The 26,052-nt window shown below is 50.8% G+C and carries 25 protein-coding genes, 1 pseudogene and 1 riboswitch; of the genes and pseudogenes, 3 read left to right on the top strand and 23 right to left on the bottom strand.

Annotated features, from left to right (window positions below):
• Window positions 1–338: 338 nt before the first annotated feature.
• The 9 genes from MKY58_RS12155 to MKY58_RS12115 all read right to left on the bottom strand — a co-directional run bounded on the left by MKY58_RS12155 (window position 339) and on the right by MKY58_RS12115 (window position 8,669).
• Window positions 339–1,112, bottom strand: a complete 774-nt coding sequence (locus MKY58_RS12155; protein WP_339325134.1) for a TerC family protein — start codon at window positions 1,110–1,112, stop codon at window positions 339–341.
• A gap of 266 nt (window positions 1,113–1,378) precedes the next feature.
• Window positions 1,379–1,726: an MmcQ/YjbR family DNA-binding protein gene (locus tag MKY58_RS12150; protein ID WP_339324744.1), complete on the bottom strand. Its 348-nt coding sequence runs from the start codon at window positions 1,724–1,726 to the stop codon at window positions 1,379–1,381.
• Between the two features lie 84 nt (window positions 1,727–1,810).
• Entirely contained in the window at window positions 1,811–2,158 is a 348-nt protein-coding gene (locus MKY58_RS12145) for a hypothetical protein (protein WP_339324743.1), read from the bottom strand.
• A gap of 269 nt (window positions 2,159–2,427) precedes the next feature.
• Window positions 2,428–3,846, bottom strand: coding sequence for a phosphomannomutase/phosphoglucomutase (locus MKY58_RS12140; RefSeq protein ID WP_339325133.1), 1,419 nt, complete (start codon window positions 3,844–3,846; stop codon window positions 2,428–2,430).
• 61 nt (window positions 3,847–3,907) lie between these two features.
• Window positions 3,908–4,972, bottom strand: a complete 1,065-nt coding sequence (locus MKY58_RS12135; RefSeq protein ID WP_339324742.1) for a glycosyl transferase — start codon at window positions 4,970–4,972, stop codon at window positions 3,908–3,910.
• On the bottom strand, window positions 4,947–6,107 hold the full coding sequence (locus tag MKY58_RS12130; protein ID WP_339324741.1) for a glycosyltransferase family 4 protein: 1,161 nt from the start codon (window positions 6,105–6,107) through the stop codon (window positions 4,947–4,949). The genes MKY58_RS12135 and MKY58_RS12130 overlap by 26 nt, the downstream gene beginning before the upstream one ends.
• Window positions 6,104–7,144, bottom strand: coding sequence for an NDP-sugar synthase (locus MKY58_RS12125; protein WP_339324740.1), 1,041 nt, complete (start codon window positions 7,142–7,144; stop codon window positions 6,104–6,106). The genes MKY58_RS12130 and MKY58_RS12125 overlap by 4 nt, the downstream gene beginning before the upstream one ends.
• Before the next feature lie 447 nt (window positions 7,145–7,591).
• Complete coding sequence (locus tag MKY58_RS12120) at window positions 7,592–7,696, bottom strand: DUF6254 family protein (protein ID WP_246537318.1); 105 nt, start codon at window positions 7,694–7,696, stop codon at window positions 7,592–7,594.
• 124 nt (window positions 7,697–7,820) lie between these two features.
• Window positions 7,821–8,669, bottom strand: a complete 849-nt coding sequence (locus tag MKY58_RS12115; protein WP_339324739.1) for a GNAT family N-acetyltransferase — start codon at window positions 8,667–8,669, stop codon at window positions 7,821–7,823.
• A 515-nt stretch (window positions 8,670–9,184) separates the two neighbouring features.
• On the opposite strand from MKY58_RS12115, the gene MKY58_RS12110 reads away from it, so the two are divergent.
• On the top strand, window positions 9,185–9,295 hold the full coding sequence (locus MKY58_RS12110) for a sporulation protein YjcZ (RefSeq protein WP_156124671.1): 111 nt from the start codon (window positions 9,185–9,187) through the stop codon (window positions 9,293–9,295).
• A 112-nt stretch (window positions 9,296–9,407) separates the two neighbouring features.
• On the opposite strand, the gene MKY58_RS12105 is transcribed toward MKY58_RS12110, so the two are convergent.
• The 6 genes from MKY58_RS12105 to MKY58_RS12080 form a co-directional block, all read right to left on the bottom strand.
• A complete protein-coding gene (locus tag MKY58_RS12105; protein ID WP_339324738.1) occupies window positions 9,408–9,869 on the bottom strand; it encodes a hypothetical protein in 462 nt (153 codons plus the stop codon).
• 45 nt (window positions 9,870–9,914) lie between these two features.
• A complete protein-coding gene (locus MKY58_RS12100) occupies window positions 9,915–10,373 on the bottom strand; it encodes an AAA family ATPase (RefSeq protein ID WP_339324737.1) in 459 nt (152 codons plus the stop codon).
• Between the two features lie 139 nt (window positions 10,374–10,512).
• A complete protein-coding gene (gene dnaA, locus MKY58_RS12095; protein ID WP_339324736.1) occupies window positions 10,513–11,883 on the bottom strand; it encodes a chromosomal replication initiator protein DnaA in 1,371 nt (456 codons plus the stop codon).
• A gap of 369 nt (window positions 11,884–12,252) precedes the next feature.
• Window positions 12,253–13,686, bottom strand: coding sequence for a DUF4179 domain-containing protein (locus MKY58_RS12090; protein ID WP_339324735.1), 1,434 nt, complete (start codon window positions 13,684–13,686; stop codon window positions 12,253–12,255).
• A complete protein-coding gene (locus tag MKY58_RS12085; protein WP_339324734.1) occupies window positions 13,673–14,206 on the bottom strand; it encodes a sigma-70 family RNA polymerase sigma factor in 534 nt (177 codons plus the stop codon). Before MKY58_RS12085 ends, MKY58_RS12090 begins: the two co-directional genes overlap by 14 nt.
• Window positions 14,207–14,414: 208 nt before the next feature.
• A complete protein-coding gene (locus MKY58_RS12080; protein WP_339324733.1) occupies window positions 14,415–15,605 on the bottom strand; it encodes a cytochrome P450 in 1,191 nt (396 codons plus the stop codon).
• Between the two features lie 421 nt (window positions 15,606–16,026).
• Here MKY58_RS12080 and MKY58_RS12075 point away from each other — a divergent pair, with 421 nt between their 5' ends.
• Window positions 16,027–16,704, top strand: a complete 678-nt coding sequence (locus MKY58_RS12075) for a methyltransferase domain-containing protein (RefSeq protein WP_339324732.1) — start codon at window positions 16,027–16,029, stop codon at window positions 16,702–16,704.
• A gap of 81 nt (window positions 16,705–16,785) precedes the next feature.
• On the opposite strand, the gene MKY58_RS12070 is transcribed toward MKY58_RS12075, so the two are convergent.
• The 6 genes and pseudogenes from MKY58_RS12070 to MKY58_RS12045 all read right to left on the bottom strand — a co-directional run bounded on the left by MKY58_RS12070 (window position 16,786) and on the right by MKY58_RS12045 (window position 23,076).
• Window positions 16,786–17,274 carry a hypothetical protein gene (locus tag MKY58_RS12070; protein ID WP_339324731.1) on the bottom strand — a complete coding sequence of 163 codons (489 nt, stop codon included), beginning with the start codon at window positions 17,272–17,274 and terminating at the stop codon, window positions 16,786–16,788.
• 128 nt (window positions 17,275–17,402) lie between these two features.
• Complete coding sequence (locus MKY58_RS12065; RefSeq protein ID WP_339324730.1) at window positions 17,403–17,975, bottom strand: GNAT family N-acetyltransferase; 573 nt, start codon at window positions 17,973–17,975, stop codon at window positions 17,403–17,405.
• A 208-nt stretch (window positions 17,976–18,183) separates the two neighbouring features.
• Window positions 18,184–18,600, bottom strand: a complete 417-nt coding sequence (locus MKY58_RS12060; RefSeq protein ID WP_339325132.1) for a DUF1961 family protein — start codon at window positions 18,598–18,600, stop codon at window positions 18,184–18,186.
• Between the two features lie 26 nt (window positions 18,601–18,626).
• Window positions 18,627–20,450, bottom strand: a complete 1,824-nt coding sequence (locus MKY58_RS12055) for an APC family permease (protein WP_339324729.1) — start codon at window positions 20,448–20,450, stop codon at window positions 18,627–18,629.
• Window positions 20,451–20,589: 139 nt separating this feature from the next.
• Window positions 20,590–20,752, bottom strand: a riboswitch (cyclic di-AMP (ydaO/yuaA leader).
• Between the two features lie 189 nt (window positions 20,753–20,941).
• A pseudogene (locus tag MKY58_RS12050) lies at window positions 20,942–22,467 on the bottom strand (cardiolipin synthase).
• 249 nt (window positions 22,468–22,716) lie between these two features.
• Window positions 22,717–23,076 carry a helix-turn-helix domain-containing protein gene (locus MKY58_RS12045; RefSeq protein ID WP_339324728.1) on the bottom strand — a complete coding sequence of 120 codons (360 nt, stop codon included), beginning with the start codon at window positions 23,074–23,076 and terminating at the stop codon, window positions 22,717–22,719.
• 133 nt (window positions 23,077–23,209) lie between these two features.
• Here MKY58_RS12045 and MKY58_RS12040 point away from each other — a divergent pair, with 133 nt between their 5' ends.
• Complete coding sequence (locus MKY58_RS12040; protein ID WP_339324727.1) at window positions 23,210–23,839, top strand: NAD(P)H-dependent oxidoreductase; 630 nt, start codon at window positions 23,210–23,212, stop codon at window positions 23,837–23,839.
• Between the two features lie 213 nt (window positions 23,840–24,052).
• Here MKY58_RS12040 and MKY58_RS12035 read toward each other — a convergent pair whose 3' ends face one another.
• Complete coding sequence (locus MKY58_RS12035) at window positions 24,053–25,009, bottom strand: iron-hydroxamate ABC transporter substrate-binding protein (RefSeq protein WP_339324726.1); 957 nt, start codon at window positions 25,007–25,009, stop codon at window positions 24,053–24,055.
• 112 nt (window positions 25,010–25,121) lie between these two features.
• A complete protein-coding gene (locus MKY58_RS12030; protein ID WP_339325131.1) occupies window positions 25,122–26,039 on the bottom strand; it encodes an NAD(P)/FAD-dependent oxidoreductase in 918 nt (305 codons plus the stop codon).
• Window positions 26,040–26,052 lie beyond the last annotated feature (13 nt).

Here is a 26,052-nt window from a genome sequence, read left to right as displayed (position 1 = left end):
TCACAGTTACATTCTTCGAAATAAAATAAGCAAGCTGCCCAACTTGTCCGAAGCAAACGCAAACCGGCTGCAAAAAGAGACATGCAACCGGTTTATTTGATTGGGCTCAAGCCGAGTTCGATGATGCCCATAAACTTCTTTATCGTTGTATTTTTTTCGTTTCCTCGATAACGCGGCGTCCAGAGAACCATTGGCGGTTCTTTCGCCGATAGCCCAAATATAGGATAATCGGTTACGGTTGTCAACGTCGAGCAATTGCCTTTAACTACCCGTGGTCCACCGTTTTGAAGTGGCGTCAACGGCGTCTTCAATGAATCCAAAACGGATCTTTATCGATGTTATGAATCTGGCTGGGACTGTTTTTTGTTCGCAGGCGCGAACCAGCCGAGAAGAGCGATCGCAACCAGGACGCCATAGAAAACAAGGGTCCAGGCTGTGCTATGCGGGAAATGATGATTCAGCACGTCAATATCTTCATGGGCTAAAGTAATGACAGCGAGTTTGACGCCGACCCACGCCACGATGGCGTATGCCGTCGTCTCCAGTGCAGGCCGTTGAGAAAGAAGCTTAATAAACCAGGAGGCCGCGAACTTGATCAAGACGAGCCCGGCGATTCCGCCCAGCACAACAACGATGAATTGTCCTCCGTCCATGCCGCCGAAATCCCAAAGCGGCGAATCCGGAAGTCCCAGTGCCAATGCCACGGCAGCAAGAATGGAATCAATTGCAAAAGCAAGATCCGCAAGGGCAATTTTACCTACCGTCGGCCAGAAGCCTTTCCCCGCAGCATCATTCTCTGCGTCCTCGCGATCCTTCGGGTCTATTTTGCCGTAACGGGTCTGGATGATGTGTTTTAATCCGAGGTACAAAAGATAAGCAGCTCCGATCGCCTGTATTTGCCAAACGTTCGCAATGAACGATATCGCAAACAGCGCGGCAAAGCGAAAAACGAATGCCATGACGATCCCGTAATTGATGGCCTTCTTCTTTTGGTTCTCAGGCAAGTGCTTTGCGATGATCGCCAGGACAAGGGCGTTATCCGCCGATAACAAACCCTCCAACCCAATAAGAATCAACAGTGTCCATGCATACTCCAACCAAAACGACTCCAACGGCATTTCCCCTCTCCTCATGTTTGTACGGCTTTCCTTTCGTTATTACGTTGTTGTGCGATGCCTCGTTTCATTCATTTTCAGCCCCGGATTCAACCGTTCGTCGGATCAGCCGAAAAGAGCGATCCCTGCCTCGCCCGCGAAGGGGGGTTAATCGCTTAAAAAGTAGAAAAAAGAGGGAAAACGTATCGCTTTCCGCTCTTTTTTTGCTCGCCAACACGGCAGCCATTTAGGTTTTTATTTTCCTAAATCATGTTCTCTCGATCCTACTTTACCGTTTCCCGAACACTCTTCGGCAGCTTTTGGACAACCAAATCGTAAGAATGGTCGATCATGTCGAATATATCCGTCTCCGATAAGGATCCATCCAGATGGACGGAGTTCCAATGCGTTTTGTTCATGTGGTACCCTGGTTGGACGGCCTCATGCTGCTCCCTCAAATTTTCGGCGATGATCGGGTCGCATTTGAGGTTTACAACTGCGTGGTCCCCATTGTCAAAAACGAGAGCAAACATCTTGCCCGCCACCTTGATGACGAGCGGATCAGGTCCGAAGGGATAGGTCTGAACCGCCCCTTTTTTCTTCAAGCAGTAATCGACGATACGATCTTTCATTTCCGGCACTTCTCCTTTGCGAATGACAACAAATTCCTATGCGTTTATGATACTGCAACGCGTAAACCTCGTAAATGCTCCGTGCTACGATAACTTCCAGGCAGGTATCAAAGAATGGAAATGGAAAAAATAGCTCGCGATGACGTGGATTAATGTATACAACGCCAAAATAATCAGATACGTCAATAACCAAATTCGGAACGGCTGCTGCAAAAATAGAAACAGCAACAACATGCCGACAGGAAATGGTATGAACACGATCAACCCGATCGGCAATTTGAGTGCCTCGGCAAGGGCGCCCAAAGAAACGACGGATGCGCCTATGATTAGGGCCTGCCAGGCATAAAGGCTTGGAGTGAGCAGCCGGCTGCCGAAGAAATAGGATAAGGACGTGAGGAATACGGCCATTAAGAAACTAGCGAAATAGTGCATTGCATCTTCACCTTTCGGGCAATATTTTAAATAGGATACCAAATGGAACATAATAACAGCCACGTTTTTATGTTAAATAAATGTTAATTTATGTACCAATTAGGATAACTTATCGGGCTGGAAAATCGAAATCGACAGAGGGCATGGTTTCCTGCAATACAAAATAGGCCGTTCGCGACAGTCGGTGCTTCCCTTGTTTTTTTATCCCCCATTTCTTTTCAACGATCAAAAAGCTCCCCGGCATAATCGCCGCAGGAGCTTTTTTATTGTTACCATTGAATTTGCAATCCCGGTGCAGCCTCGTGAAGCGCTTGTTCCAAATGATCTTTGACTTCGGCTAAGTCTGCCTCGGTATCGGCCTCCGCCCGAAGCACCAGGATCGGCTGGGTGTTCGAGCTGCGTACCAGGCCCCAGCCGTTCGGGAACAGCACGCGTACGCCGTCGACGTCAATCAGCTCGCGCGTCCCTTGAAAATAACTTTTCACCTGTTGAATGATCTGTTGTTTTGCATGGTCGTCACATGGCACCCTCGTTTCCGGAGTGGCGCAATACCTTGGCACGTCGGAGAATCGTTCGGACAGCGGACGCGAATCCCGGCTCATGATGCGGAGCAGGCGTCCCGCGGCATACAGGGCGTCGTCGAAACCGTAGTATTCGTCGCGGAAAAATAAATGACCGGACATTTCGCCCGTAAACGGAACGTCCATTTTGCGCATGCTCGCTTTAATATGGGAATGCCCGGTGCGATGAAAAATCGGCTCGCCGCCCAGCTTCTCGATCTCCTCGACCAGCGCTTTCGAGCATTTGACTTCCACCAGCGCCTTGCAGCCCGGGTATTTCGGCAAAATTTCGCGCCAGAACTGGATCATCAGCTGATCGCCCCATAAAATGCCGCCCTGTTCGTCCACCACGCCAAGGCGGTCGCCGTCCCCATCGAAGGCGATGCCGACGTCGGCCTTTTCCTTTTTCACGGCGTCGATCAAATCCCGCAAATTTTTCGGCTCTACCGGGTCGGGATGATGATTCGGAAAATCCGGATCCGACTTGCAGTACAGCTCGATCACTTCGCAGCCCCAACGCCGCAGCGCCTTGGGAGCGAACGGCGACGGCGTGCCGTTGCCGCAATCGACAACCACCTTAAGCTTCCGGCCGTCCAGCCGGATTTTGTCTGCCAGCATGTCCAGGTAAGGCTCCTCCACGCTTTCGCGGCGCAAACCTTCTTCGGCATCATCGAAGCCGGAAGGCAGCTTGCCTTCGGCCGCCAAACCAAGCATGCGGCTGCGCAGCTTCTGGATTTCTTCACCGTAGATCGTCGTATAGTCCATGGCGATTTTAAATCCGTTTTCGTCGCCGGGGTTATGGCTGGCCGTAATCATGATGCCGCTGGGCTCTTTATAGTGATGCATCGCAAAGTAGAACATCGGCGTCGTCACTTCGCCGATATCGACCGCTGTGCATCCGGCTTGCCGCAAGCCGGCGGTCAGCGCCCGATGGAACTCCGGGGAGGATTTGCGGTTGTCATGGCCGACGATGGCCGTGTTCCGGCCGGCCGACTTCAAGGTTTCGCCAAAAGCTCTCCCCAGCCAATAACAAAAAGGGAGGTCAATGTCTTCATACGCTTTGCCGCGAATATCGTATTCACGGAATACATGGGAGGGGATGGAGGTTCCCCCATCCCGGGTTGGCATCCCCTTCTCCTGCAGTTCTTGGGTTAAAGGCATCGTTAATCCACCTCTTTTTGGTTGTCGTTTATTGGATGATGGCGAGTTGCGCTTGCTGGTTTATCGTTTTTTCGTATATAGCCTCGGTCAGCAAGTAAGAGACGACGGCCTCCGCCCCGCAGTTTACATTGGGGCCGTCCGCGTTCAAACCGTCGCAGCAGCTGCCGTCCTTCTCGTGAACCATGGGTGCTCCGAGATCGTTGCCGCCGTAAAACCAATCGCGGCATTTCGCCACGATCGATTCGTATTTTGGCATTTTCGTCAGCTCATAGGCTTTGGCTGCGGCTAACGCCAACTTCATGACATCGATCGGCTGCTGGTCCCACAAGGCCCGGTCACCCGGACGGCACCAGCCCTTGCTTCCGATCGGCCGGATTTGCCCCGCGTCGTTTTGCGACAAACCGATCAGGAAATCGAGGGAGCTTAAAGCGATATCGAGCATATCCGTACGTTTTAATATTTCATAGGCCCACAGCATGCCCCAAGGCAGCAGGGCGTTGCTGTAAGTGATTTCGGGTTCGTACCATGACCAATCCGGAGCCGAATGCCGGTGATAAAGGCCGGCAAGGCGCTCTGCGGTTTCCCTGATCCGGTCGGTCAAGTCGACATCGTAGCCGGTACGCTGCAGCAAGCCGAACGCCGCGAGTGCGTAAGCCCATCCGCGCGGGTAACGCATGTGGTGGGCCTGCCCCAGCGCTTTGCGGAAAATCGATTCCGCCGCAAAAGCGAAGGACGGCGAAGGCTTTGCGGCCATCGCCCGGGCACATGCCCATAGGCAGCGTCCAAGGCAATCGTCGGAAGGCGTTTCCGGCTCCTTGCTGCGGTCGTAGGCAAAATTGTTGTGAAAATGCCCGTCTTCCTTTTGCGCCCACAGCAAAAAAGCGATGTAGGTTTCGGCTAACCGCTCGAGCCTTTTTTGGTCTTCCTTGCCGCAGCTGCCGGACCATTCCAGGCAAACCCATAACGCCCGGGCTTGGTCGTCCGTGCTGTACCCTTCGTTGCGCCGGGGAATCGAACCTAATCCATGCTCAAGGATCCCCGTGTCGTCCGTCATTTTTTCAAGATGGTCAAACCGAACGGATGGCCTTTCCATGTCTTCCCACCTCGGTCAACAAACGGAGATATTCATGTCCGACGTTCGGCCAATGCATCGTTTGGCCCAGCCGCTTCATTTTCCGGACGACATCTTGCAGCATCACCTCGTTGGTCAGCAGCGACACGATCCGTTCCCGCCATAATGCCTCGTCTTCCGCCGGGATCAGCAGACCCGGTTCATCGGCAAGCAAATCTTGCGCATAACAGTACGGGGTCGACAACACCGGACGCCCCAGGCCGACCGCATAGGCCAGCGTACCGCTGGTAATCTGCTCCAGCCCCGGATACGGCGTCACGTAAACGTCGCAGGCAGTGATATGGCGGACCAGATCGTTTTCCTCCATGTAGCGGTCGATCATGACGACGTTTTCCCCGATGCCGTTCTCCTCGATCATCGCCTTCAGCTCTTCGCGGTATTTCTCCCCTTCCCATTTTTTGACTTCCGGGTGGGTCTGGCCGACGATGGCATATAATACGTTTGGCACTTTTTTTACCACTTCCGGCAACACCTTCAGGATCAGTTCGATCCCTTTGCCGCGGCCCAAAAGGCCGAACGTCATCAGCACCTTCCGGTCAGCCCAGCCGAGCTGCTCGCGGAACGTTAGGCGGCGCTCCGCGTCGGGTTCGGGCGTACCGTGCGGAATGAAGACGATGTTGTCCTCCGGAATGCCAAACGAACGATGCAAATACGAAATCGCTTTGCGGTTCATGACCACGATGCGGGCGCTTCGTTCGGCAATTTCCCGCTGGATGCTCGCATAAGGCTCGCGGGGATGCTCAAACACGGTGTGAAACGTAGTCACCAGCGGTTTTTTCAGCTCGCGGATGAAATGCAATATATGCCGACCAGCTTCCCCGCCGAATATCCCGAACTCGTGCTGCAGCGAAACGACCTCGATATCGGAGTGGTTGATTTTGTGCGCCATTTTCCCATAATCTTTTTCGCTGTCGCGCCGGAGCAGCCACAGCAGCGGATCCCTTGATCCGTCCGTTTCCCCGTCGTGGAGCACGATAACGGGATCCTTCACTCTCCACTCTTTGGCTGCGTGGACCGCCTGCCGCAAATGATAGGTAAATGTGGCCAGGCCGCATTTTTTCGGAACGTAAGTGCTGACATAAGCTACACGCGTCATGCTTGCATCACTCCCAATCGGTTCATCACGGCTTCATGCAAAATATGTCTTGGACCGAGCTCCAGCCCGTATCCGAAAATGCAGTTGTTTAAGTACGCTCCCTCGTTTACCCGGCAGCCGTCCCACAGGATCGTTTCTGATAAACGGACGTTCGGGCCGATCGAGCACTTGTCACCGAGCACCACATGAGGTCCGATGACGGCCCGTGCACCGATTTTTACGTGATCTCCGATTAACACCGGAGGAACGAGGAGGACGCCGGCTCCGATTTTGCAGCCTTTGCCGATCCAGATGCCTTGATCTTGGGCTTGTCCGGGTATCCGGATCCGCCCGGCACCGTTCAAGAGATCCCAGTGAACTTGGCGGTATCGATCTTTCGTGCCCATATCCGCCCAATACCCTTGGATGGTCGTGCCGAATACACCCATGTTTTCGCGGATCAGCTGCGGAAACGTTTCACGTTCAATGGAGACTTCCCGATCGGACGGAATCGCTGCGAGCACGCTTTTTTCCATGACGTAAATGCCTGCGTTGATCCGTCTCGAAGGGGCTTCGTCCAAGCGGGGCTTCTCCACAAAACGCAAGATGCGCCCCGTATCGTCCTGCTCGACGACCCCGTATGCACTTGGATCTTCCACCTCGGTCAGGCCGATGGTGACCTTTCCTCCATGGGATCGATGAAAATCCAGCAGCGGTTTCAGTTCAATATCATGGACGATATCCGCATTCATGGCCATAAATTGTTCATCGAGCAAAGGCTCGGCGTTTTTGATCGCCCCGGCCGTTCCCAGCAGCTTTTCTTCCATCGCGTACTGGATCGAAACACCCAACCGGCGGCCGTCGCCGAAATGACTTCTTATTTTTTCGGGATGATGTTTCAGAGCGATAACGAAACGGTGAACGCCTTGTTCCTTCAGATGAAGAATGAGATGTTCCAGCCAAGGGCGATTCAGAATCGGCGCCATCGGCTTCGGCATGTTCTCCGTCATGGGTCTAAGTCGGGTTCCCAAACCACCGGCAAGTAACAGTACATTCATTTTCGAAATCTCCTCCTGTTCCCAAAAAATTGTTCGACAAACAAAACCTGCGCCAGCTTCGGACACTGACGTTCTTGTTCCTTGCTCCCCTCCTTCCCCTCTTTTTATTGTTAGCACTCTATTTAGTCGAGTGCTGACAATATAGTATTTTATGGAAAGATGCTTTGTTTCTTCAAGTTGTTTCAGAGATAATAGCATACTTTTTTCTTTTAATCTTCTCCTTTTATCTCTTGTTTTCTTTTAAAATCTCATGATTTCTCTGATTTATTCATGATAGGTTACCGGGCCGGGAACGCCGTCTCAAGCCGCAATCGCGATCTTGATCCGCTTTTCCTGAAAAAGCGGGACGCCGGGTTGTCCATTGACGATTGAACCGCCATGAAAAAAAGACTGCCGGTACGTTTTCGCCGACAGTCCCTCTTTTCCAAGCAGTATACTTCTCTCATCCTATTCGCTGGACAATTCCTTAAGCGATTTGATTTTTCCGTGGGGATGCTGTTGTTGCTTTCTTGACTTCCAGGCAGCTTCTTTCCTTCTCTTCTGGTGAGCCATAAACAGAAATCCTCCTTTAGAAATCGAGATGTACACTACTTCCTTATGTTGTCATTTTCAAGCCGGGTTCATTCATGAAATTTGCCTTGTCGCATACGTTTTGGTCAAAGGACAATCGGCGGAATTACAGCGTTTTGCGCATGAATTGCGCAACATGCTTTTCCGTAAAACCAAGGCTGTCATACAGATTTCTGGCATGATTCCCGACGACGCACCAGAGGTCCACGCTGGAGTTGCCGCGGCGGATGATCTCATTGCATAAATACTTGACAAACGTTTTGCCGATTCCACGTCCTTGAACATCCGTACGAACGGAGACGCTGCCGATTTCATTGCCTGGAATGTGGCCGTAAGCGACGATTTCCCCATTGAATTCGTAGACGAAACGGTTAGCCGCGTTCTCTTTCCATGTTTGCCTTTCCTGTTCGCTCGGCTGGGCAATCACCGAATCCGGAAAGCATCCGACCCGGACGCGCATTTCGTGAAAAGCTGCGGCATACAGCGATTGGCAAACCAAATAATCTTCGTCCTTATAGCCCCTCACCGGAAGTTCTTCCAATGGAAAAGGGGCTCCGGTGCGCTGCATGAACGCCGATGAAAAGTAGGGCTCGTAACCGAGCTTGCGCGCAAACGCAAGAGAGGACGAATGACCGGCACGAAAGGAACTTCTGACTATTTGGGTTCCGCCTGCCCGCAACTTTGCCTCGGCATACCGGACCATAGCAGAACCGATGCCTTGCCTGCGATCCTCTGGAGCCACAAAAACGGTTAAATACGACTGGGAAACAGGCTCGTTCACTTGGGCCAGACCCACAAGCTTGTCTCCGATATACGATACAACAAACAAATCCGGTTCTTCAGCCAGCACTCGAAGGATGTCTTCCCCCGCGTCGGCGTCTTGGCTTAACACTTCTTTGGCCGCGCGTTCATCTTTTGGACTGAAACGTTCATAGCGGATTCCTGCGATATTCATTCAGCTTTGCCCCTCCGTTTCATATTATTTCTCGTAAAATAGATATGTATTGCTTTGACGCTACAATGCCGCTCCATGGGCGTTTTTCCAGTTTACCATTTTTTGCGGGTTTAAGGATGTACAAAATATCTTTAGCGATAACCAAAATAAAAGACCCTGGCAGCCGTGACAGGCTGCAGGGTCTCTGTTGACCTACGTTTTTAACATCCCCATGTTCTGGCAACAATGACTAGCAGAATAAAAAGAACGAGAATCGTAAATATTTTGTTGCCTCCGCCATAATCCGCTCCCATAACTTCGCCCATATTTGTTCATACCCCTTTCAAATAAGATAATATATCTTATTAACATCCTGGTAAGATCGAAAGGGATAGATATAGCAGTCAAAAGATATATTTTTCACTCAAAAATAGGATATTCTGCAATATTCCATATTTATTTTTGCCTCGATGCCCTTACCATGTCCTTACCAATCCATATAATACATTGTATCTTAATTCAAGGAGGAGTATGGAATGAGCGAAGTAGTTGGAGGATATGGTCACGGCGGTTTTGGTAGAAATGCGGCAGCGATCTTGGTGTTGTTCATTTTGCTGGTGATCATAGCGAAAAGTTTTAGCTGGTAATAACATCAACCATCCATTGACGATGAATTGAGATGTTTACTTTCTTTCAATATTGTATTGCGGAAAAGGCTCATCCGAATTTACAGGGTGAGCCCTTTTCTCTTCCGCCTCCCTACTTTTTATTGGCAGAGAGCTTCAGCTCTTCTTTATGGCCGTTCCACTCGACCGTAACCTCGATGATCGAATCTTTCAGCGGGATGGCGCCATTGCCGCCGCTTTGATGAACAATCTCCCTTCGCCCGGACAATTCCGTTTCACCGCTTCCTTCCCTGGGAGCGGCTGCATATTTGTATTTTACGAAACCCACATGAGCCGGGTCGTCCCCTTCGTAAGTCAAAGTCAGCGTATTCGTATGATTATCGTCGATGGTATGGGATACTTCGTACCATGCCGACCAGTTTTGGCTTTCGCCAGTGAATGCCATGTCGTTATCGTTCAAGCAACCGGCCAAAAAAATAACCATAAATAAACCCATGAGCGCGCCTTTGATGAAAATCCCCTCCCCTGCAAAACGAATCAGGCTGCTTATGTAATAAAACGCAGGAAATTCCATGTAGGTTACATATTTCATCATAACTTCTGATCCTTGGCAGTAAACCGCTGATCCCGATCAGCGGTTTCACACCTCTTCCACCACGAATTGCCCGTCTTGCGACCTAACCCAATAGAGCTCATCGAACCCTTCACGATATGAAGGCGTCTCCAATTTCTTCAGCGTGCTTTTGATTCCGATATCGGCAACCTGTTCTTTTCCCTGCCTGGTTTCGTTTCTTTCGAGCGATAGCTCATAATCCGGCACGAAGTAGTAACCTACGACCTTGAATCGATGTTTCTTGGCGATCTCGATATATTTTTGCCTGTCGATTCTTGTCGGATTGGTATTATCGACGACAAACGGTTGTTTGGCTTGGATCGAAGCGTCAACAAAAATTTGCTCCCGATGTCTTGTTTTTAGCATATCGAGGTTGATCCGGACATGGGTTTTAAAAAATTTTTCTTTATAAAAAGTCGACTTCCCGGAAGCTTGGATTCCGACGAAAATGATGCATTCCCTATTGCCGAAATCGTCTTTTTTCAATTTTTTTCACCTTTTTCCACCACGGCGTCGTCATTCCTTCTGAATGCCAATCTCACCCTAATATTTCCATTCATTTTAATCGCCGTTTTATCCGAAAGCAAGTTGGATATCGATGTTCCCTGCCGAAACGTAAAACGATTTATACCCGCGGCTGTACCCGGTTCTTAATGTGCTCGGCCAGCTTGGCGACAGTTTGCTGAATTTCCTCGTCCTCGCGGATGACGGAAGCGATTTTTTCATGGGCATGAATGACCGTGGTATGATCCCGCCCGCCGAAGGCTTCGCCGATCTTGGGCAGCGAATGGTCCGTGAGCTCCCTCGAAAGGTACATGGCGATTTGTCTGGGAAAAGCGATGGCTTTTGTACGTTTTCTCGCTTTGAAATCATCCGGTTTAAGTCCGTAGTAGCTCCCTACTTGCTCTTGAATGTCCTGGATGGAAATGGTTTGGGGCCGGGATGAGGGGATGATATTTTTTAAGGCTTCGGCCGTCATATGCACGGTAATATCCTGATTGATCAACGAAGAATAGGCGATAACGCGGATCAGGGCCCCTTCGAGCTCACGAACGTTCGTATGGATATGGCTCGCGATATATACCATCGCTTCATTCGGGATGTCGAGATGTTCCGCTTTGGCTTTTTTGCGCAGGATAGCGATCCGGGTTTCCAAATCCGGCGGCTGAATGTCCGTGATCAGCCCCCACTCAAAACGGGACCGCAGGCGTTCCTCCAGCGTGGGGATCTCTTTAGGCTGGCGGTCGCTGGAAATAATAATCGCCTTCCCCATTTCCTTCAAGGCATTGAAGGTATGAAAAAACTCCTCCTGCGTCTGCTCCTTGCCGGCGATAAACTGGATATCGTCGATCAGAAGGACGTCGATGTTGCGGTATTTGTTGCGGAAGGCTTCTCCGCGGTTGTTCATGATGGCTTGAATAAATTGATTGGTGAATTTCTCGGAAGAGAGGTACAGCACTTTGGCCTGCGGATTGTGCTCCAGCACATGATGGCCGATGGCGTGCATCAAGTGGGTTTTGCCCAGTCCGACGCCGCCGTAGAGGAAAAGCGGGTTGTACGCCTTGCCCGGAGCCTCCGCCACCGCCAGCGCCGCCGCATGGGCAAAACGGTTGCCGAGACCGACGACGAACGTGTCGAACGTATATTTCGGATTCAAAGCTGCCGCATAGGATTGTTCGAGCGGAGGAGGCTCTTCGATGGCGACCATGGACTGGGAGGAAGCCTGCTCCGAAGCGGCGGCCAGTTCATCCTGCGTAACGATGCGAAGCTCGGGCTGGACCTGCAGGCATTCACGAACGGCGTCGGATATAAGCTTGGCATATCGGTTCTCCAGCCATTCCTGCGTAAAAGTATTCGGGGTGCCGATGATCAGGATATGATCCTGCAGGCTTACAGCCTTCGTGGACTTCAGCCAAGTATCAAAACTGGGTTTGCTGATCTTCTTCTGAATCATAGACAGGACCTCGTGCCATAATTCCTGGACTTGCCTTTCCACGGGCGTTCAACTCCTTATACGTTCAGTAAAACGAAATGATCATCCCGGCTGAGCCTATGAAAAAAGCACCCGTTCTTTCCTGCAAATGCTGTTCGCGGAACCGTCGCAGTAAAGGGATGCCTGTGATCCTGATGCTTATGTACATGCTGCTTTTTACTATTCTATCATAAATCGGAGCTGCCTTGAAACGCCCACATCTTTCCGGCATGGGCATGAGCTAGATGTACAAGCGGCCATATTCGGACCGATGCTTCGATATAAAAAAAGAAAACCGCATATAACCTGCGGTTTTCCAGATCGAATATGTTACGTTCTCAGTCCCGTTTTTGCATCACGCGAGAACAGATGAATGTTTTTCGCCACACGGATCTATCGAATCCGCTTCTCCGCTCCCCCTTGCATTTCAAGAACGTTCCCCCAATATCTGATAATCGTGAAGCGGAAAGGCCCCGGATACTGCCGGTAATTCGGAATGGTCAGATAGGTGCCTTCCCCGGAACGGTATTCCTGCTCGAAAGGATGCCGCTGGCCGTCAGCATCCGTGAACGTGTCCTGCAGTTCGTAATATCCCCCTTGCACCGTTGTTTGCGAACCGTACAACAGCAGCAATCGCAGATCCCGGCCCGGGGTTTCCTTCGCCGCATGTTTTAATGAAATCCCGGAATCCGGAGATTGCACCAGCGTGCCTTCCTTGGGATCAATGGCAATCTCCACTTCATGATCCGGCTGGAAACTCGCATAGTGAAAATTCAGCCAAAGCTCCCTATGCTCCGAGTAGAAGCTGCTCGTCAAATATATGGTTCCTCCTTCCGGCTTCAGCAGCGTCCGGTCGAATCTTAACATGGTGTCATACCCCGGCCGCTGCTTTGACCGCGTTTGCCTTGAAGCAAGCTCCAGGGTGGCTTCGATGTTCTCCAGCTTTTTGCCGTTGCTGCTCTTGACATCGAACGAAAGGTCCGTCCTCAATGGACTTTGAACCATTTGGGTAAAGGTGATTTGCTGTCCGCTTTGCGTGATATCCATCTGGATCGGCCGCTCCTCCATATCCGCCGCATGGGTTCCGTGATGAAGCGTAACGGGGACGACCAGGTTTTCCGTTTTGGTTTTCACCTTGCTCCCTTGGGGTTTTAACTGAGACCAGGTGGTTTGGATCTGAAAACTTTCCGGCATCTGCCCGGGCGTTTCAAAATCAAACACCATAACCCCTTTCGTCAGCGGCTGATCTTTGGGCAAACCGGCGTAGGTGTCCCACGTGAACGAACCCTGAAGCGGCCGTCCCTGAGAATCCAGCAGCTGCGGAGGATGATTATAACTCAGCCGCAAAGGAAGAGATTCATTTTGATTCTCTGCCGTATAAAACATGATGATTCTTCTGCTGTCCGCTGCAATCCCTTCGATCCGGAGCGTATAACCGCCTGCAGTGACCGATCGATTCAGCTCATGATACAGTCCGTGATCAGCGGCTTGCTTGACCATGACAAGAAAATTGTCGGCTTTGTCGAACATGTTCTCAACATAAGACGGAATTTGCACGTTCGCCTGTGCCTTCTCTTCCGAAGGCGGTTGATATAGTTTGTATCCTCCTGCCGCGCCGGCTCCGCCGACCATCAGGACAGCCAAAACCGCAGCGGTCACCCGAAACCTCTTCGTCGACCGGAGACGCGCCAAAGGCATCTTTTCTTCGGAAGCCCTCTTCAGTCCCTTTCGCAGCGCCTCGTCCAACCTATGATCGGGTACCGTGCCGATCGCCTGCCGTACCTCCTGCCTGCCGCTTTCCAACATCCAGTCCTCATGCATGGTCATGCTGCAGTTCACCTCCGTCATTGATTTTGCCGCGCAATTGTTTAAGTCCCTGATGCAGCCACGTCTTGATGGTTCCCTCCGCCCTCCCCAGGATCTGCGCGATCTCAGGGACGGTCATATCGTTGTAGTACCTGAGGATAATCGCATTTCGGTACTTGGGCTTTAGGCGGTTTAAGGCCTTTTCCATATCGAGCTTCGTCACGCTGACCATTTCGGGGGTATACGTCTCGCCGTGTTCCCAAATGATCCGCTGCCTTCGTTTCTGCCGCCTAAGTTCCTCTATGCAGCAATGAATGACGATCCGGATCAACCAAGGCAGCAGCGCGTCGGGGTCTTTCAGCGTTCGGCATTTGGACCACCCCCTGTATGCGGCTTCCTGCAGCATGTCCAGCGCGTCGGCTTCGTTGTGCATGTAACTGTATGCAACGCCGTACAGCTTTCGCTTGTGAAGGGATAACAAGTCGAAAAAAGCTTCTTCATCGCCTTCGCAAGCGGCCACGGCCAAATGGTGTTCTTTCATGATGCCCTCCCGTTTATAAAGCTTTCAGCTCAATGCTGTTCTGCCTTATAGACGGCATCGGAGCCTCCAAACGTTTTATTTTTTCTTCCATGCGGCAACCGTTTTTGGATTTGCCTTGCATTCGGGTCATTTTTGCATAATAAAAACGACAGCCCTGCCCCGGAGCCCGGAAACAGGACTGTCATGAATAACAGGATATACTCTAACCTTATCTGCGGTCCATCGTCATCGGGTAGTTTTTGACGCCGAATACAAATGAGCTCTGAATCGGCTGAATGCTGCTGCCTGGGTCTCTCCTAAGATTTTTGAATCGATCGAGCAGCGCTTGGAACGCTATTTTTCCTTCCAATCTGGCAAGGGGCGCCCCCAGGCAGAAATGAATGCCGAACCCAAACGTCATATGCGGATTCGGCTTGCGGTCCAGACGGAAAGCGTCCGGATCGTCAAACCGGGATTCGTCGCGGTTGGCTGCCCCCACCCAGGAAATGACCTGCGCGCCCTTTTCAATGGTCTGGTCCCCAATTTGCACCGTATCCTTCGCAACGCGTCCGATTGCAACGATCGGCGGGTAATAGCGCAGCACCTCTTCAATAAACGCCGGAATAAGCTCCGGCGCCTGATACAGCTCTTCCTGAAGCACCGGAATTTCGGTTAGCACGCGAACGCCATTGGTGATCAAATTGGTCGTCGTCTCGTTTCCGGCTGCCAGTAGCAGCACGCAGAAGCTTACGATCTCCTTTTCCGTGAGTTTCTCCCCTTCGATCTCCGCATTCATAAGCGCCGTGATCAGATCGTCCTGCGGCTCGATGGCCCGCTGCGCCATAATCCCCTTGAAATAGTCGTACAGCTCCCCCGTCGCTTTCATCCGCTTATCGGTAATCCTCCGGAAAGCCTCATCGGACAAATCGTCGGCGCTCTCCACCAGAACGTCGGACCAGTGCTTGAATAGCTCCCGGTCTTCTTTCGGCGCACCCAGCAGCTCCGCTATGACGATGACCGGAAGCGGCGTGGCAAAATCACGCGTCACGTCCATGGCGTTCTCCGGTACCGCATTTAGCAAATGCTCTGCGATGGACTGGATGCGGGGCATCAGCTCCTGAATCGCTTTTGGCGTAAATGCTTTGCTGACCAGATCGCGCATTTGCTTGTGTTTTGGCGGATCCATGAACAGGATGGAGCCGCCGGCTCCTGCCCCCCTTTCGGATGAGAAGGTTTTCGAATCCTTTAATATGCGCTGCACATCGTCGTAACGGAAAATATCCCAGCAGCCGCGGCTGCCGTCATAACGCACGGGCGTTTCGTTTCGAAGCCGGCGCAGGATATCGAACGGAAACAATCTATTTTCCGGCGTCGCAAGCTCCGTCATGTTCAGCATATTAGCGTATTTCACTTGGTTCATCGGTCCCCAGTCCTTTCCTATGTGTCTGCTCAAGCTTAAGTCGTGTTGTGAGAGGTCCGTCGTGTCTTGTCTGAACCGTTACAGTTCTCAAAAAAATCATAACATGATTCAAATCGGCCTCTCGACTTACCGGGGTTGTGTTTTTGCTAGGTACTTAAGCATGATCTGCTATCCTTTTCCGGCAAAAAAACAGGATTCAAGCCATGGCAAACAGGCCCATGGGATCGTGATAACAAAAAAACAGAGCCCGGAAGAATCAAAATCTTCACGGACGCTGATTATTCAACGGTCGTGCATTTGTAGTGAACTAGTTCGTCTTTTATAGGCTCCATCTATTAATCCTATTTGATCTATATATTTGTACAATAAGAACTTGGACTGATACAATAACGGTAAATATTTCTTTAAGGGGGAACTAACGATGGATCCGAACGTAAAAAAGCTGTTTGATTCCGGGGCGGACGATTACGATTGGCAGAGGCGGCAATTGATTCCTTGCTTTGACGAGTTTTACGGCATGGCCGTGTCTTTGGTCGAGCTGGACGAACGCAGTCCCCAGGTATTGGACTTGGGCGCAGGTACCGGACTGTTCGCCGGCCTCGTCCTTCAAAAGTATCCTGAAGCCAAGCTGACTCTCATCGATTTCAGCGACAAAATGCTCGAAGGCGCAAAACAAAGATTCGGTCCATCGGCCGATGTTCAATATGTTGCCGCCGACTACTCTAACTACAATTTTACGGATTCGTACGATGTGATTATTTCCTCCCTGTCGATTCACCATCTGGTTCACGAAGAAAAACGGAAGCTTTTCTCCGCCTTGTTCAAAGCCCTCCGTCCGGGAGGAATATTCGTGAATGCCGATCAAGTGCGCGGCAGCACCCCTCAAACGGATGCCTATTATATAGAACGATGGCTATCAGCCGTTAACGCAAGCGGTCTTCCCCGGCAAGCGATTGAAGCCTCTATAGAAAGAAGGAAGCTCGACATTAACGCTACAGCGGAGGAACAGATCCAATGGCTGAAAGAAGCCGGATTCGGCGATGTGGACTGTATGTACAAAAATCTGGGGTTTGCCGTTTTTTATGGCAAAAAATATTAGAGCAAGCCGTTCGAAGGCCATCCTATCCAGGATGGCCTTCCGCATGAAATCGGGTTTCAAGTTCACGTTCAAGTCAAAAAATCATGGCTCAACGGGTACGCTTTTGGTTTTGAAATCATGGAAGAACCATGTCTTGTAGGCGTCGATCGGCCGATCTTTCGCACCCTCAAAGCCAGGCCCATAATATGAAGCGAAATACTCATACTGGATGACGTCTTTTTTGGTGCCGAAGAAGCGGATCATGATATCGGGATACCTTCGTTCGTCCTTGGAATAATGTTTGAAGTACGACTCTTCGATCACCGTCTGTTGAAAATCGGATGAAAGAGCAAGTTTTTTCGCCTTCATAAAAAGCTCCTGATCCTCTTCGACGTCCGGCTTGCGATCGAGGTAATAGTTGATTTCAATTTGCGTAGGCGACATTTGGAGTTCCATATCTTTAATTTCTTTATGCTCGGAACGCATCTGCTTTTTAAAGCCGCTCCATTGCTCGGTCTGCAGCGTTTTATGGGACATGCAGCCGGATAAGAAAACGAAGAGCAGCAAAAACGCCGGCACCATTTTATTCATTCGAATCCCCCTACTAAAGGATCGCTCAAAAGCCAACCATCGAGCTTTCCTTTATTGTATGGGATTTTGATTGCCAGAGCATCAAAAAAAGCCGCGAGATTCGCAGCTTGTCATGCATCTATGTTCTGTCATAAAAGGCTAGGCAACTTCTCGTTTGGATCACTCCATTCATCTTTTAAAAGACCATAATAAACCAGATCGTCATACTCGCCGTTTTTTAACACGTGCTGCCTTAACGTTCCTTCGTATTTCATTCCCAATTTCTCCATCACCTTTCCCGATGCAGGGTTATTCCCCAAGTGACGGGCAAATATACGGTTTAATTTCAGTTGCTTGAATGCATAGTTGACGATTCCTTTTGCTGCTTCCGTGCAGTATCCTTTGTTTTTGTATTCTTTACCGATCCAATAGGACAATTCCCCATGATGAAATTGGTTATGGATTCCTATGCATATGGCGCCGATTACATCGCCGTTCTCTTTATGTACAATCGCCAATTCAAGCGACCGGTCCCCGTTGAAATTGTCCGCATGCGTACCGATCCATTTTTCGGCGACGCCGTCCTCATATGGATGCGGAATGTATAAAGTCGTTTCGGCCACATACGGATCCCCCGCAAATTTTTGGACCGCCGGGGCATCATCTAAAATAAAAGGCCGCAATACGAGTCTTTCTAACGAAATGGTCGGCAATGTTTTCATTGGCAACTCCCCCTTTTACCTTCTTCATGCCGCATGGCCCCCTTCCCTTTAGACGCACGCGGCGCGCTTGCATAATTTAATCGATTATACTTCAACAACCGAGGGTTGTGGAACGAATTATTCGAAATGAAAAAAAGAGGAGGCCGCGAAACATCATTGGCGCGATGTTCATGTACAGCCTCTTCTGATGATTATCTGTTATAGTCCCCTATCCTTCCCGTTTTTCGGCATATACGGCGACATTCGCGTATTCGCCGATCAAAGGCGCCATCTGGCGGAAACCGAGCTTGCCGCCTGCAAGCGGAGGTCCGTACGTTTCGCCGTCGTCCTTCCACGAAAAAACCGGAAGGTCGTTAACGGCAAACGTAATGCATGGTCCGTTTTTTACGATCAGCATTCGGTAGGGCCTGGCCGCATCCATGACGCCCGGAATCGGGTCTGCGCCCTGCGCGACCAGGTGAAAACCGTAGCTTTTCCGCAAATTGCACGTGTGAAATTTCCGCTCCTCCGCCCATTTCCTCCGGAAATAGGAGACATGGAAGGCGTTGATTTCGCCGTGATGATACTGGTCGTATTCGCCCGTACGCGGCTTGATCGAAGGATCGAACAAATCCCGGCCGTCCAGACGACGACCGGGTTCTTCAGGTCCATTTATTTTTTCAGATGGTACGGAACAGTCGTTACGATAACGTCTTTGCGATACAGCAAATACGTGCGAATCATCAAACTCGTTTGGTTATGCAGCAGGTTTTGCCAGCTCCGCTTCGGTATGAACTGGGGAATGACGACCGTCACCTGATAATGGGACTCGCTGGCCTTTCGATGAACCATATCGATGAATTTGCTCAGCGGATGTATGATGCTCCGGTAAGGGGAAGGCAACGTTACCAGCCGGACGTCCGGCCGCCACTTCTTCCATTTTTCTTCGAAGCGTATTTCCTCTTCCTTTTCAAAAGGGATGTATACGGCAATGATCTGGTCCGCCGATAAGGATTGCGCATAATTCAACGAATGTTCAACCACGTGCGTGATGCCCGACACCGGGAGGATGACGACGTTTCCTTCGATCGGAACCGCCGGTTCGCAGGTCGACAAGCGAAGCTGCTCGCCTACCGCTTCATAATGCTTCTTGATTCTGTGGAACAAATAAACGATCAAAGGCAAGAATATTAACACCGGCCATATTTGCGGGAACTTGGTCACGAAAAACATGACCGATACGGTGAAGCTGATGAGCGCGCCGATCGCATTGATGATAAGTTTCGTCACCCAGCCTGCGGGTTTTTCCCGCACCCATTTCACGATCATCCCCGTCTGCGACAACGTAAAAGGAATAAAAACGCCTACCGCATACAGCGGAATCAAATGCTCCGTTTGCCCGTGGAAGGCAATAATCAGCACGATCGAAAGCAGCCCAAGAAAGATGATGCCGTTGGAATATCCGAGGCGGTCTCCCCTTACCGTAAACATTCTGGGAATGAACCGGTCTTTGGCAAGATTCACCGCCAGCAGCGGAAAAGCGGAATACCCCGTATTCGCCGCCAAGATCAAGATCAACGCAGTGGTTCCTTGAATGATAAAATACATGAAATTGCGCCCGAAGGTTTCCTTGGCGATTTGCGATACGACCGTTTCCTGCGCATTCGGGGAGATCCCCAAATAATAAGCCATGAACACGATGCCCGAGAAAAGCAGGGCCAGCAGAATGCCCATGGCCATTAACGTTTTGGCTGCATTTTTAGGGGCCGGATCTTTGAAATTTGGTATCGCGTTGGATATCGCCTCAACGCCGGTCAGCGCCGAGCTGCCCGATGCAAAAGCTTTTAGCAGCAGAAACAAGCTGATCCCTGCCACCGGCGTGCCGACTGGCGTATGCAGGTTAGGTGAAACCTGGCCGGTCGCGATATGGTACAGCCCCACGCCGATCAAAATGAACATCGCCAGCGCGAATAAGTACACCGGATACGCCAAGATGGAAGCCGACTCGGTGACGCCTCTCAGATTCAGGAGCGTAATGAGGATAACAAACGTGACTGCGATCGCCACCGTATGCTCATGCAGCACGGGAAATGCCGACGTGATGGCGTCCGTTCCCGCCGAGACGCTCACCGCCACGGTCAAAATGTAATCGACCAACAGCGAGCCGCCGGCCACCAATCCAGGATATATCCCCAAATTTTGCTTGGATACGACGTATGCTCCCCCGCCATGCGGATAAGCGAAAATGATTTGGCGATACGACAGAATCAACGCCGATAATAAAATAAGGACCCCGATTCCTATCGGAATCGAATACCAGAAAGCCGATGCGCCGACCGTGATCAGCACCAGCAGGATTTGCTCGGGACCGTAGGCGACGGAGGATAACGCGTCCGAGGAAAGTATCGCAAGTGCCTTCTTTTTGTTGAGCTTTTGTTCTCCCAATTCCGCAGATTTCAGAGGACGTCCAATGAGGAGCCTTTTTAACGCTGCCATCGTGTCATTCACCGCCACTGTTCAAGTTAAAGTTCCATGAAAGTATCCTTATTGTTTCCCCTTTTGGCCCAATTGGGCACACCAAAAAAAGCCACAGGAAAGTTGGGCTTTCCCGCGGCTTTCAAAAGCGCACGACAAATCCTTCTTTCATAACGCCTACGAGGTTAGCTGACGGATTCGGGATTGAAAGTATCCCTACACTCGACCTGCGAACATAATCAAGTGATTCACCCCTGGGACGAAGTTCCCTTCCTCCCGTTGGTTCCCCCGCTTCTGGATACAGAATTAAGCGATCAAGGAAAATGACAATTCAGGGTCACAAGTTCATTTACGAATGAAATCATACTCCCGTTGGATACTTACTGTAAAGAGGCAAAGAATCATATTGTAGCGCGAAAACGGGCAAATTGAATCCATGGCATCGCTTGCAACGGCTGCATCCTGTTTTTTTCTGGCCGTAGCCATGGTTCACGCCTGTTTTCGGCCGACGCTTAGAGCAGCGGCGAAATAAGCCTCATCAGCGATTCTGAAATGCGTTTCAGAATGCCTCGTTTCTGGAAGGAGTCCCAAGCGATGCGGACGGAGTCCTTGAAATCCTGCTCAAAATCGCGTTTGATGTCCAGCACGGTTTCGGATTCGTAAAGCACCGCGGCAAGCTCGTAATTCAGCTCAAAGCTGCGGATATCCATGTTGGCCGTACCGATCGATGCGATTTCGTCATCCACCAGCACGATTTTGGCATGAATAAAGCCGTCTTTGTAATGGTATATAGAGGCTCCCGCCTTAAGGAGGGGCGTAAAGTAGGATTGAGATGCCTGGTCGCTGATCACGCTGTCGCTTTTCCCCGGGTACAAGATGCGTACATCGATGCCTGCCGCCGCGGACAACCGCAGCAATGTTAATGTTTCCTGATCCGGTATAAAATATGGCGTGGCGATCCAAATCGATTTTTTTGCCGATGCCATGATGGCCAACAGCGCGTTGCGTATGCTTGTATCTTCCGAGCTTGGGCCGCTGGCCACGATCTGAACGGCCCCATTCGCCGGGACCCCCTGATCCGGAAAATATGACCTGTTCATGTAAGCGTCCCAAGAGTAATGGTTTTGGCCGCTGGTTGCGTACAGCCAGTCTTCCAGGAAAATGGCCTGCAGTTTATAGAGCGCCTTTCCTTCGATTTTCAAGTGGCTGTCGCGCCAGACCGGAAATTTTTTGGAACGGCCGAGATATTCGTCGCCGACGTTCAGCCCGCCGGTAAAGCCGACCACGCCGTCAACGATGACGATTTTGCGGTGGTTACGGTAATTGACCGTTTCAAGAAGCCAAGGCGAAAAAATGGGATCAAACTCGACGACCTCGATGCCGGCATCTTTCATCGGCTGCAAAAAGCGTTTACGCAACCCGTTGCTGCCCAATCCGTCAAAAAGAAAACGTACGATCACGCCCGATTCGGCTTTGCGGATCAGCGCGTCCCGAATGGCGGTGCCGATGCGGTCCGAACGATAAATATAATACTGGATATGGATATGGTGCGCGGCCTTTTCGATGGCTTGCAAAATTTCCGAAAAGGTTTCGTCGCCGTTGATCAACAGCTTGGTTTCGGTTTCCGTTGCTGCCGGGCCGCCGCCGAACCTTTCAATGACCTTGATGACATATTCCGACCTCTCGCTTAACAAAGACAATGGGGCCAAATTCAAACGCCTGCCCGCCAAAATCTCCCGGAACAGCTTTCTCTGTTCTTCCGCCCGGTGCAGATGTTTTTCCGTCTCCAGCGGCTTCTGCCAAAAAGCAAATACAACAGCACACCTACCGCCGGAAGAAATGCCAGGATCAAAAACCATGCCAGCGTGCTTTGCGGCGAACGGTTTTCCATAAAAATGATGAAGCCGATGCCTATAATCGAAAGCGGCCATAAAATGCCGATCAGCGTCGACAGGCGGATCACGGACCTGTTCATGACAAATAGGCCGACCAGCACCAGGACTACGACGATCACGATTTGAAAAACGCGGTTTTTCATATGTAGTAAAATTCACCTATTCTCCGATGTATAATTGGGTTCCGACTCATGTGTACGTTCTCATCTTGCTCCTCTCCGCGAAATAATTAGGACATGCTCACTCAAAAATCAAAAACCTGCTGATACACCCTAAAGGAAGCTGCTTATGCCATTTTAAATACTGCATGACGGTATGTCTATACATGCCGTTTTGGCTGCTTGCCTCCCCCCTGCATCATCAAAAAAACGGACAAGCAATCTTGTTGAACGCTAGTCCGTTTCCGTTGGTTCATTGTTCCCCTTATGGAGCTGTTTTCGCTCGACATGGGCCAATCCCCATTGATGCAAGGCTTCCAAAATCGGAGACAGGCTCTTGCCGTATTCCGTGATGGAGTATTCCACTTTCGGCGGGATTTGCGGATAAACGACCCGTTTAACGATCTCTTCCTCCTCCAATTCGCGCAGATGGAGCGTAAGCATCCTTTGCGTGATATCGGGCAGCAATCTTCTTAGCTCATTGAACCGCAAAGGTTGGCCCTGAAGCAAATGATAAAGGATCATCGGCTTCCATTTGCCGACGATCGAATCCAAGGCCACGACGAATTGGCATTGGGCAGGGTTCTTTGGCATGCGTTCGCCTCCTTTTCAGTACCTTTTTTGATACTATACCACATTATTGTGCCTACTTACCATAAGTAAGTATATATTATATGATCAGCTTGGAAGTGTTACTTCATTTAAAAACAGAAGGGAAGTTTGAATTATGGCAACCGTATTGTACATCACTGCACACCCCCTTCATCCCGAGGAGTCTTATAGCCTCGCGGTGGGCGCGGAATTTATTGAAGCATACCGTGAAGCAAATCCGGCAGATGAAGTCGTTCATTTGGATCTGTATAAAGAAAATATTCCGCAGATCGATGCCGATGTTTTAAGGGGGTGGGGAAAGCTTCGGTCGGGTTCGTCATTCGATCAGTTGTCCGAAGCGGAGGAATCAAAAGTAGCTCGTCTCGAAGAAATTCTTCATCAATTCATGGCAGCCGATAAGTACGTTTATGTCTCCCCGATGTGGAATTTTTCAGTCCCGCCGGTGTTGAAAGCATACACGGATGCGACCTCCATTCCGGGCAAGACTTTCAAATATACCGAAAATGGTCCTGTAGGACTGTTGCCCGGCAAGAAAGCCTTGCACATTCAAGCCAGCGGTTCCGTTTATTCGGAAGGTCCTCTTGCGCCGATTGAAATGGGATTCAGCTATCTGAGCAAGATTCTGCGGTTTTATGGGATTGAATCAGAGGCTGTTTTTGTAGAAGGAACGGCAGTATCGGAGCAGGCACCATTCGTAAAAGAAAAAGCGATTGCACTTGCGAAGGAAGTTGCCAAACGTTTCTGATCGGGGTTTGCACCGTTCCCGACCGGAAATCTGCAAGAATGCGAGGCCCTTGTTCTCCATAAAAAACCCAGTCATTAAATTATTCCTAAATCATAAAAAAAGCCTGTTGAAATGTTTCAACAGGCTGAACGTACACCTCAGATTTTCTTTCCGTGCTGCGGCCTTCTTCCGGTGTGAAGCTTTTCGGAATTTGCCTGTTCATGAGAGGACGGCTTATTTTAAGAAACCTTCTTTGAAGATGTCCAGCAGATGTTCAAGCGTCATCGGATCGCTGTAAGAAGAAGCCTCTGTGTCGATTTCAATCACATGCTTGTTTTTGACGGCCGGGATATTCTTCCAAGTGTTCGTCTGCATAAACGAGTTGTCTCCCGCCGCGCTTCTGCTGAGAACGATGTAATCCCCGGCATAATCGCTAAGCACTTCCGGGGAGAGCGTATAGTATCCGGGACCAAGCGCATCCGCTTTGACCTTCTCCGGCATGTTCAGCCCCATCGCCTGATACAGCAACTCGGTTCCGCGCGCCCAGGCGTTGCCGAATACGTAGAAGTTTTTCGAGTCGGTCTCGAACACCGATACGGTCGCGTTTTCGCCGATCTTCTTCTTAATTTCATCGCCGATTGCTTTAGCCCGTTTCGAAAAGTCATCCACCCAAGCTTTCGCCTCCTGCTCCTTGCTCAGCAGCTTCCCGATTTCAATCTGCTGCGCCAAATAGTCCCTTTTTCCCCACGTATAGGCGACGGTAGGCGCGATTTGTTCCAGCTTTTTGATATTTTTGCTGCTGGTGTCGGCAATGATCAAATCCGGATTCAGCTCGATGATCTTCTCCAGATTGCCGTCGGAGACGACCTCTACCCCTTTGAGCTTCCCGGTGAACAGCGGGTTTTTCTCCGTCCATTCATCTACGCCGACAAGCGTTCCCCCGAGGGAAAGCACGTTCGGCGCGTTCGTCAGAGCGACGATCCGCTGCGGATTGGCCGGCACGTCGACCGGGCCCAGCTCGGATTGATACGTGACTTTTTCCGTGCTCGCCGCAGACCCGGCCGCGGCTGATGCCGGTTCGCTCGCGATCGGGCCGGCGTTCGAGGGATGTTTAGAGGCGTTGTTCCCGCAAGCGCTGAGCAAGATGACGGACAACATAAAAACGACGGGCAAAAATAACTTTTTATTCATTTCCAAACCCCTTTAATTGATATTGATTCTCAATCTCATTTATTGAAATTACAATACCAATATTTATTAGGGTTGTCAACGAATATCCCGTGACCCTGCTGCGGTCAAATCGTTAGCCGTTTTGTCTCCAGGCCTCCAGGTTCAGTTCATTGTTGAGCGCCGCGGCGGTAAACGCCCCTTTAGCTGCGGCCGCAATGGCCTGATGCAGCCGCGACGCCGCATCTCCGGCGGAATAGACGCCCGGTACGGTCGTTTTTCCAAAATCGTCGACGACAACCATCCCATCCTCCGTTAAGCGGCAACCGATCCCTTGCGGCAAGTCCGAGCCCGTCGTCAGCTCCGGCTTAAAAAAGATCCCCCTGCATGGAATGGACGTGCCGTCTTCCAGAACCACTTGGCGCACGATCCCCTCGTTGGATTCAATGTTAAGGATCGGCGATTCGAACACTGGCACTTGATGCCGCCGGAGTTCTTCCCGCTGATCGTCCGTCAGCCCGGCGGGGCCGTTCGTGCAGACCGTAAAACGATTCGTCCATCCGGAAATAAGCGGTGCGAAGTGCATCAGATCCGCTCCTTTAACGATAACCACGAGCGGCTCGTCCCTTAATTCCCATCCATCGCAATACGGGCATACAAACGCGCTTTTCCCGTAAACCTCATCCAGCCCGGGAATGTCGAGCGGCCGATCCTTCATTCCGACGGCAAACAGCAGCTTTTTGCTCGCATACAGGTTTCTTTGGGCCGTCTTGATTTGAAAATTCCCATCCTCGCCCGCAACTGATACGGCCGTGTCCTCCACGATAGTAACCGAAGGATAGGCGCTAAGTTCTTCTTTCGCAATACGCCGAAATTCAAAAGGGCTGACGCCGTCGCGGGTAAGAAATCCGTGGGTCTCGCGGGTAACCGCGTTGCGGGGTTTGCCTTCATCGATCACCGCAACATGCTTCCTTGCCCGCCCAAGCATAAGGGCCGCATTCAACCCGGCCGGTCCCCCGCCGATAATCACCGCATCCAAAAGTTGTTTTCTCATCATCATCTTTTTA

Origin of the sequence: Paenibacillus sp. FSL W8-0194 (assembly GCF_037969745.1) — a bacterium.
Classification (GTDB): Bacteria; Bacillota; Bacilli; order Paenibacillales; family Paenibacillaceae; genus Paenibacillus_AQ; species Paenibacillus_AQ cookii.
This window is presented reverse-complemented; position numbering and strand designations above follow the sequence as displayed.

Bases quoted from the DNA above. Each gene is read 5' to 3' on its own strand.
- MKY58_RS12150 (WP_339324744.1), bottom strand. From the start codon at position 1,726: ATGAAAGATCGTATCGTCGATTACTGCTTGAAGAAAAAAGGGGCGGTT.
- MKY58_RS12145 (WP_339324743.1), bottom strand. From the start codon at position 2,158: ATGCACTATTTCGCTAGTTTCTTAATGGCCGTATTCCTCACGTCCTTA.
- MKY58_RS12140 (WP_339325133.1), bottom strand. From the start codon at position 3,846: ATGCCAACCCGGGATGGGGGAACCTCCATCCCCTCCCATGTATTCCGT.
- MKY58_RS12135 (WP_339324742.1), bottom strand. From the start codon at position 4,972: ATGGAAAGGCCATCCGTTCGGTTTGACCATCTTGAAAAAATGACGGAC.
- MKY58_RS12130 (WP_339324741.1), bottom strand. From the start codon at position 6,107: ATGACGCGTGTAGCTTATGTCAGCACTTACGTTCCGAAAAAATGCGGC.
- MKY58_RS12125 (WP_339324740.1), bottom strand. From the start codon at position 7,144: ATGAATGTACTGTTACTTGCCGGTGGTTTGGGAACCCGACTTAGACCC.
- MKY58_RS12120 (WP_246537318.1), bottom strand. From the start codon at position 7,696: ATGGCTCACCAGAAGAGAAGGAAAGAAGCTGCCTGGAAGTCAAGAAAG.
- MKY58_RS12115 (WP_339324739.1), bottom strand. From the start codon at position 8,669: ATGAATATCGCAGGAATCCGCTATGAACGTTTCAGTCCAAAAGATGAA.
- MKY58_RS12110 (WP_156124671.1), top strand. From the start codon at position 9,185: ATGAGCGAAGTAGTTGGAGGATATGGTCACGGCGGTTTTGGTAGAAAT.
- MKY58_RS12105 (WP_339324738.1), bottom strand. From the start codon at position 9,869: ATGATGAAATATGTAACCTACATGGAATTTCCTGCGTTTTATTACATA.
- MKY58_RS12090 (WP_339324735.1), bottom strand. From the start codon at position 13,686: ATGACCATGCATGAGGACTGGATGTTGGAAAGCGGCAGGCAGGAGGTA.
- MKY58_RS12085 (WP_339324734.1), bottom strand. From the start codon at position 14,206: ATGAAAGAACACCATTTGGCCGTGGCCGCTTGCGAAGGCGATGAAGAA.
- MKY58_RS12080 (WP_339324733.1), bottom strand. From the start codon at position 15,605: ATGAACCAAGTGAAATACGCTAATATGCTGAACATGACGGAGCTTGCG.
- MKY58_RS12075 (WP_339324732.1), top strand. From the start codon at position 16,027: ATGGATCCGAACGTAAAAAAGCTGTTTGATTCCGGGGCGGACGATTAC.
- MKY58_RS12070 (WP_339324731.1), bottom strand. From the start codon at position 17,274: ATGAATAAAATGGTGCCGGCGTTTTTGCTGCTCTTCGTTTTCTTATCC.
- MKY58_RS12065 (WP_339324730.1), bottom strand. From the start codon at position 17,975: ATGAAAACATTGCCGACCATTTCGTTAGAAAGACTCGTATTGCGGCCT.
- MKY58_RS12055 (WP_339324729.1), bottom strand. From the start codon at position 20,450: ATGGCAGCGTTAAAAAGGCTCCTCATTGGACGTCCTCTGAAATCTGCG.
- MKY58_RS12045 (WP_339324728.1), bottom strand. From the start codon at position 23,076: ATGCCAAAGAACCCTGCCCAATGCCAATTCGTCGTGGCCTTGGATTCG.
- MKY58_RS12040 (WP_339324727.1), top strand. From the start codon at position 23,210: ATGGCAACCGTATTGTACATCACTGCACACCCCCTTCATCCCGAGGAG.
- MKY58_RS12035 (WP_339324726.1), bottom strand. From the start codon at position 25,009: ATGAATAAAAAGTTATTTTTGCCCGTCGTTTTTATGTTGTCCGTCATC.
- MKY58_RS12030 (WP_339325131.1), bottom strand. From the start codon at position 26,039: ATGAGAAAACAACTTTTGGATGCGGTGATTATCGGCGGGGGACCGGCC.